The organism is Paracoccus sp. S4493 (assembly GCF_000967735.1).
Taxonomy (GTDB): Bacteria; Pseudomonadota; Alphaproteobacteria; order Rhodobacterales; family Rhodobacteraceae; genus Paracoccus; species Paracoccus marcusii.
The window spans coordinates 1-7,194 of sequence record NZ_JXYF01000115.1 but is presented as its reverse complement, the minus strand read 5'-3'; the positions used below and the strand labels follow the sequence as shown (position 1 = coordinate 7,194).

The 7,194-nt window shown below is 57.8% G+C and carries 5 protein-coding genes; 1 reads left to right on the top strand and 4 read right to left on the bottom strand.

What is annotated here, in order from left to right; translation table 11 throughout:
- Window positions 1-274: 274 nt before the first annotated feature.
- The 4 genes from TW83_RS13945 to TW83_RS13935 form a co-directional block, all read right to left on the bottom strand.
- On the bottom strand, window positions 275-1,162 hold the full coding sequence (locus tag TW83_RS13945) for a zincin-like metallopeptidase domain-containing protein (protein ID WP_045983384.1): 888 nt from the start codon (window positions 1,160-1,162) through the stop codon (window positions 275-277).
- A gap of 659 nt (window positions 1,163-1,821) precedes the next feature.
- Complete coding sequence (locus TW83_RS20665) at window positions 1,822-2,052, bottom strand: hypothetical protein (protein WP_157001599.1); 231 nt, start codon at window positions 2,050-2,052, stop codon at window positions 1,822-1,824.
- Between the two features lie 201 nt (window positions 2,053-2,253).
- A complete protein-coding gene (locus TW83_RS13940) occupies window positions 2,254-3,015 on the bottom strand; it encodes an isocitrate lyase/phosphoenolpyruvate mutase family protein (RefSeq protein WP_045983383.1) in 762 nt (253 codons plus the stop codon).
- Window positions 3,012-4,085: a trifunctional transcriptional activator/DNA repair protein Ada/methylated-DNA--[protein]-cysteine S-methyltransferase gene (locus TW83_RS13935; RefSeq protein WP_045983382.1), complete on the bottom strand. Its 1,074-nt coding sequence runs from the start codon at window positions 4,083-4,085 to the stop codon at window positions 3,012-3,014. Before TW83_RS13935 ends, TW83_RS13940 begins: the two co-directional genes overlap by 4 nt.
- Window positions 4,086-4,501: 416 nt before the next feature.
- Between TW83_RS13935 and TW83_RS13930 the strand changes: the two genes are divergently transcribed.
- A complete protein-coding gene (locus TW83_RS13930) occupies window positions 4,502-6,868 on the top strand; it encodes an AAA family ATPase (protein ID WP_084697501.1) in 2,367 nt (788 codons plus the stop codon).
- Window positions 6,869-7,194: the final 326 nt, after the last annotated feature.

Below are 7,194 nucleotides of genomic sequence, written 5' to 3'. Positions count from 1 at the left end.
GGGCGATCCGATCCGGGCGGCGCGGCGTCTGCCGCGCCGCTCTGCTTCGGCCAAGGTGGCGCACGGGATGGGAAGGTCGTCGGGGTCGTCGCGGATTTCGTAGGTCACAGCGCGATCCCCGGTTTCACGTTTCCATCCCGGTCCAGCCAACCGCGCGCCTCCGCGCAACCAATGCAGATGCAGGTTCCGGCTCCCCCGACCGTGACAGGGGCCAGATAAACCGGGGGATTGGTCGTGCCGCATTTGCGGCACGACAGCTCGGGCAGGGGGCCGCTCACGCGGCCGCCCTTTCTTCTTCGACGTGCTGCTGCTTGGTCAGCAGGTCAACGGCTTTCTGGGCCTCGCTGGCGGCTTTGAAGATCAGACGTTTGTCGTCGTTCAACGCGCGCAACCAGCTCTTGATATATGCGCCGGACTGACCAAAATCAGGCGTAAGGCCAAGCTTTGCGCAAAGCATGGCATTTCCCAATTCCGCCACCATTTCCTCGAACGCATACCCTTTGCGGTCATTAAAGCGGGATAAACGGTCAAGGCGGGTGCTATGGCCTGTGGCGTGGATTTCCTCGTGGGCCAGCGTCCCATAATAGCCTGCCGCATCGTGAAACGTGGCAATCGGCGGCATGTGGATGAAGTCGGCGGCGGGGCTGTAGTAGGCTTGCGGGTCATCGGTCGTGCGGATTTCCACCCCGATCCCTGCAAAGAAAGCATCAAGCGCCGGGTCGGCCTCGGTCCCAAGGTCACGCGCGGCCTCGGCGGGGCTGCCATAGTATTCCGGGGCCAGCCCCTCGATCTGCTCGGCGTTAAACACGCTGTAGGATTTCAGGTAGGGCAGGCGGCGTTCCTCGCCCGTCTCCTTGTCCTCGCGCTCAAACGTCCCGTATTTGACAACCGTGGCGGATTTCTCGCCCTTGCGGACCTGTCCGCCCGCTTCTTGCGCTTGGCGATAGGTGAACCAGAACGGGGCGCGGTAGCCCTTGGCGTCGGCGGCAAGCCACAGCATCAGGACATTGATGCCGGAATAGGGTTCGCCGTTGCTGCGCAACGGGAACGGTGCGCCACCCTTCTCACCCGTCCAAGGCTTGCGCCATGCCGGGGTGCCGGACTCGATGCTGGCAATGATGCTGTCGGTGACGTGCTGGTAGAGGTCGAACGATTTGGCCATTTGGCGTTCCTTTCTTTGCGACGATCCCGGCCCGGACTTTGCCCTGTGGCCGGTGCCCAAAATGGGCGAGGGGTCAGGCGAGGAAGCGCGCAGCGCGCCCCTCTCCTGAACCCTTGCTCCCGGCCGAGGGCAGGGGGGGAACCGCCGCAATGGGAAAATCCAGCGGACAAGGGGGTGGTGCGGCCCGCAGCGCGCAGCGCGAGGACACGGCCCCGCAGGACGTGCAGCATTTTCCTGTTGCGGTGGGGGACCGGCGGTCCCCTGACGGACAGGCGCGCAGCGCCTGGCCCAACAAGGGCAGGGGGCGTTTGGCTTGTCCAAATCCCCCCTGCGTCTCGATCGCCGCGCCTGCGCGGGGATCTCGCTATTCTGAAAGAGGCCGCGGTGGGTCTGTGCCGCAGCTGCCGCAAGCCGCATCCGGTTGACCACAGGCTGACGCTCGATCCCTATGGTCTCGCTTACAGCCTGCTCCGGTCCCGCGCCTTCACTCCCAAGGTCGTTCCCGGCGCGCGACTGGACAACCGCCGTCGCGCCTTGCGTCAGCGGTCCCGCATTTTGCACGCATTCCTGTTTGTAGGTCGGGGGGCATGGCAGCTAAAAAAATGGCCCCGCCGAAGCGGGGCCTGAGTTTCTCCGTCGCAAAAAGGAGTAGGTTACACCTAGCGCTTTTGAAGGGTCAGCACCACGGTATTGATGCGGACGCCCACGCTGGCGAAGCTCTCGGGCGGCAGATCGCGCCACTGGTGGCACCGATAGCCGCGCGGGGAATGCTGTGCGGCCCATGCCCGGAACCGCTCATGCTTGGCGGTCGATCCGACCTCGGCGGACGCGGGCAGGATCGCGCGCAGCTCACCGCCCGGCGTATGGATTGCTACGCTATTCGTCCTCACCGCGTCAATGAAATCAGCAGCTTAATTTTAAGTTTGCACACAAAAATGTCCTTCTTTGCCAATTGAAGCCTCCGCATCCATCGGCAACCGCAGGCTTTTAGGCCAAACCAACTCTCGCACAGCTGCCAAGAGCATGGCTCAAATAAACTTTTAACCAGCGTTCGTAAGAGCAATCCCCGTACGTTGGCGCGGAGATCGCTTTCAAGCACAGGCAGCCGCCTCGCGCTCCAAGTCGGCTGTTAATCTGATATACGGATTAGGGCCCAAGCTGATACGTGAGACGCCAAGGCTTGCGAGTTCGCTGTTACCTTGGGTGTCGGCGGCCATCACGTTGACAGGAAGCGAAACCTTTTCGCAGATGGTGCGGATCAGCGTCTTATCCGTCAGGCCCGGCGCGAAGAACCCGTTCGCGCCGGCTGCGGCATAGGCTGCAGCGCGTGTGAGGGCATCTTCTACCAGACTAGCATGATCCACATCGGGTGCGGCCTTCAGGAACACGTCCGTGCGGGCGTTAATAAAGGCGGGAATCCCCAGAGCATCGGCGGCGGCGCGGACAGCGTGCAAGCGCTCGACCTGATCCTCTATGCTGTAGAGGCCGGGGGCGTTCACCACCTGGTCTTCAAAATTCAGACCGATGACGCCAAGAGCCAGCAGGCGGCGGACGTTCTTATTTACGGTATCAGGATCGGTCGCATATCCGCCCTCAAAGTCTACGGTGACAGGACAATTCACGCTCTGCACGATCCTGCTCACTACTGCCAGCGCGTCATCAAGAGGAAGCTCCTCCCCGTCCTCGTAGCCCTGTGCGGCCGCCACAGACCAACTGCCGGTCGCGATAGCTTTGGCTCCGGCGCGCACTACGGCCTTGGCACTACCGGCATCCCAAATATTGCAAAGAATGATCGGCTTGTGCGGGACATGCAGGCTGCGGAACCGCTCGGCTTTGTCGATCTGTGATGTCATGCGAAAGTCTCCTTCTTGGATGTCTTGAGCTGCCGCTCGATCTCGATCAGGCGTTGCTTGCGCCAGAGGCCGCCGCCATAGCCGGTCAGCGTGCCGTCGGCGCCGATAACCCGGTGGCACGGGATCATCAGCGCAATCTGATTAGCGCTGTTTGCACGCGCCACCGCTCGAACTGCAGAGGGGCGCCCAACCTGCCGCGCGATCTCGGAATAGCTACGCGTCTCGCCCGCCGGGATCTCGCGTAGCGCGTCCCAGACCTGTTGGGTGAAGGTGCTGCCAGCTAAGGCCAGCGGCGTTTGGAAATGGCCCGATCGGGCGGAAAAGTAGTCAGCAAGCTCCGCCGCCGCCTGCTCCGAGGGCGGCAGGGTGCCTATCCCGATCCCTTCCTTCGAGGCGGTTTGCAACCGCGCCAGTTCGGCAGGCAGCCCCTTCCGATCCACAAACTCCAGCAGATGCAAATGGCTGCGACTGCCAACCGCGATCATGTCCCCGAGCGGGGTCGGTATCCACGTCGCCCGCAGCAGCCGGTCCGCCCGCAGATCCGCAGGGGCGCAGCCGAGAAGACGGGCGAAGGCTGCGCGGAAGGCGCTGGCAGATTCAAAGCTTGCCTCATGCTGGGCAGTGATGACCTTTCCCCCGATGGCCAGTGTCTCGAACCCTTCGCGCAGCCGGCGTTGGCGCGCCATTTCCAAAAAGGTCATGCCGAACTGCCGCTTAAAACTGCGCCGCACTGTGGAGAGGTCGTAGCCAAGCTGTACCACATGCTCCTCCGACCAGCGCAGGTCAGGCCGCTCGTCCAGCGCATGCAATAATGCGGCAATAGTCGGATCGGCCAAGGCTGCTGCCTGAAGGGGGTGACAGCGCTTGCAGGCGCGGTAGCCCGTCTCGATGCACTCCCCGATCGTGGCGAAGAACGTGCAGTTCTCCGCCTTCGGCTTTCGCGCAGGGCATGTCAGCCTGCAGAATACGCCCGTAGAGGAAACGCACACGAAAGCCTGCCCGTCGAAGCGGGTGTCACGGGCCAGCAATGCGGCATAGAGGGTCTGGTGGTCAGGAAGATCGAACAACATGAGACGGTTCTACCCCCGCATGATGTGTCGCGCCGCCGTTTTTCGGGCGTCTATTCTTTTTCTTAACAGCACGAACGTTGGATTATTTTCGCAAACCGGTCGGTCGGCAATGGCGCCTTAAGGTCTGCTATGCGGGACAAAGCGGCCAGTCACTGCACCTGCAGCCTAATCGGTTAAGCTACCTCGAGAGTCGCTTCGAAGGGCGGAAAGCAGACATTCGCTGCGATCTGTCCCGAGGTCTGCTGTGCGGATCTCACCGTCATTCGCCGCATATGTTATGAGTGACCAGGAGGCGCAGACTTGCGATACATTGCTCTTTTGTTTTCGGGCCTAGCTTCGCAATGTAGTGTCAGCGTTTGCGCCGGAATGGATGTGTTGGCAACCCATCCAAATACGTGCAAGCATGTTCATGTCTTATGATTGAAAAAAGTCGTGGCGGTAGATTGATGCCAGAAACAGTTTTTGTAGAGAAGCTTATCCAGATCGCGGGGGTAGGTATTTGGCGTGACCACAAACCTCAAAGCCCCGATGTCGACTTCACTCGAAAAACAATTGTTTATGGTTTCAATGGGGTTGGGAAGACGAGCTTGTCTCGTATATTTTCTTCCTTCGAAGGAAATTCTCTGGCCAGTGGGCTCGGTGATCGTGCGAAATTTCAGACTAAGTTCTCCGACGGGACTACAGCTACCAATGCCGATTTATCACATCCTCTTGGAAACCACCTCTTAGTCTTCAACTCGGATTTTATTTCCCGAAATTTTCAATGGGACAAAGGTTCGGCCTTGCCGATCTTCCATATTGACGAAGAGAACATCGATAAGGTGAAGGAGCTTCGCCAAATAGAAGCCGACTTGGAAGCTGCCTTAGCCGAGGCTCACGCAGCCAGGACAAAGCAGGAAACGGCGGAAAAAGAATATAGGAACAAAGGTACGGAAGTGGGTGGGCGCGTGCGCGACGCCAGAGGTACTGGCTACACTCAGCAATTCAACAGAGGGAATGTCGACCGCGAGTACTCCGAAAAAATGTTTACAGAGCAAGACGATCTCTCGGAGGACGATATTGACGAGTACCGCGCTATCATTCGTCAGTCTGACCCACTTCCGAAAATTAACGTGGCATTCGAACTTCCCGAGAGATTTCTGGATGACTTAAAAACTGCCTCTGGCTTGGTGCAGCGGGAGTTCTCCGCACAGCTGTCGTCTGACCTCATCACCCATGCCAACATGTTGGCGTGGGTAGCTGAAGGCCACCACTACCACGAAGAAAATCAGCTCGTATCATGCCTTCATTGTGGCAATGAGATCTCTGATCAACGAAGAAAGACCTTGGCGGCACTGTTCAGCGAGAGCTGGCAAGAACAAACGAACGCAGTCACAGCAGCGATTGATTGGTGCGATCGATCACGATCGCTGCTGAGAGGATGGCTAGAGGGACTTCCATCGCAGTTAGCTGTTCAATCCATTCTAACGAAAGACTTCGGCGAAGCCGAAAAAGAGTTTCGGGCTGAGGTCATTTCTACTGGCACGGCGATAAAAGGGCTACAAGAAGCGCTTGGAGAGAGAGAGCGCAACCCTATGAAACATATTGATATTCCTGAAAACGTGGCTGATCTTTTGGGCGTTGGCTGGCCTACCGCCCTGGTTGCTGCCAAGAACCTTTTGCTAACCGTTATCAGCGAGCACAATTCAATCAACGATCAGTTTAGGCAACGTAAAGACGCCGCCGCCAATGCACTCAAGGCACACGTGCTCTTCGCCGAGCAAGCTTCGTATCGCCAGTTGAAACGAAAAGCGACGGCAGCGGAAGAAAATGCCCAAAAAGCACAGGGCGCGGTGAATGATCTAAATGAGAAGGCGGAGACGTTACGCAATTCTGTTCGCAAACACGGAGTTGCGGCCAACGAGCTCAACAATCTACTTCATGAGTACCTTGGGCATAACTCCATCCGGTTGGAGGCCAAGGACGAAGGATACCAATTGGTTCGTGCGGATGGCTCGATCGCGCAACACCTCAGCGAGGGTGAGAAAACCGCACTAACCTTTTGCTTCTTCCTAACTCAGTTTGGGGCCGAAGGTCGGGACAGGAAAAGGCTCGTTGTTGTAATCGACGATCCGGTGTCGAGCCTCGACAGCAATGCTCAGACCTACGCATTCGGCCTGATTAAGAAGCACACCAAACGTGTCGCGCAGGTCATCTTGTTGACCCATAATCTTAAGTTTATGCACATGGCGAAGCGAGCCTTCTTTCGAGGGGTCAACTTTGCGGATACGATACCTCAAGGGCTATTATTTGTGGACTGCCGCGACAATGGAAAAGGCAGTCGAGAATCAGCGCTGGTGAAGATGCCATCGCACTTGGCGAAGTACGACTCAGAATACCAATACCTTTTCTCCCTCGTGTTCGAGGCTTCGGACAAGCAGAGCACCGATTATCTGTATCTATTGCCCAATGCGATCCGGAAACTTCTAGAAATATTCACTGCATTTGCGGCACCGGATAAAGCCAGTTTCGCCGAAGCTTTGTTTGATGACTCCGGGAAGATAAAGGTTTTAAATCAGGCGGAAATAAACCAACTTGAGCGAGTGTGCCAAATTGAATCGCATGGTGATATTGAGGCTGTAAGTTCGCTTCCCGCGCTTACCGTCGAAGAGAGCCACCGCGCAGCAAATGGCGCAATGAAATATATTCGGGAGCGTGACAGAAAGCACTATGATGCTATGTTGCGGATTCTAAAAAACCAGTCGCCGACTGACAGTCCGCCGCAGTCTATGATTCAAGGCTAGATGGTGGCGCGCTTCGCTTTGGGCGACGAGCAGCGTTGGGCTCACAGCGGTCGCCAGCTACGCTTGTTTCTAACGTCCGCAGAGGGCCGACCGCTCTCGCTGCACCTGCATTCGCTGCAGTTAACACGAATGTCGCTGATGGGCTCTTAGCGTCGATCCTGCCGCGCCTTCCGAGTGTCCGCTTCGGATGTAAACGAGGGCGCAGCGCAGGTAGAGGACGTTTTAATTGGCCAGAAAGCACAAATAGTGGCCAAAAAGCGCAACTATCGTGGCAAACGACACGGCGCAAGGAAGTCCCACGCATGTTTGACGTGATCCATGAAATG

Excerpts from the sequence above, each read along its gene's own strand:
- TW83_RS13930 (WP_084697501.1), top strand. The coding sequence starts at position 4,502 with ATGATTGAAAAAAGTCGTGGCGGTAGATTGATGCCAGAAACAGTTTTT.
- TW83_RS13945 (WP_045983384.1), bottom strand. The coding sequence starts at position 1,162 with ATGGCCAAATCGTTCGACCTCTACCAGCACGTCACCGACAGCATCATT.
- TW83_RS13940 (WP_045983383.1), bottom strand. The coding sequence starts at position 3,015 with ATGACATCACAGATCGACAAAGCCGAGCGGTTCCGCAGCCTGCATGTC.
- TW83_RS13935 (WP_045983382.1), bottom strand. The coding sequence starts at position 4,085 with ATGTTGTTCGATCTTCCTGACCACCAGACCCTCTATGCCGCATTGCTG.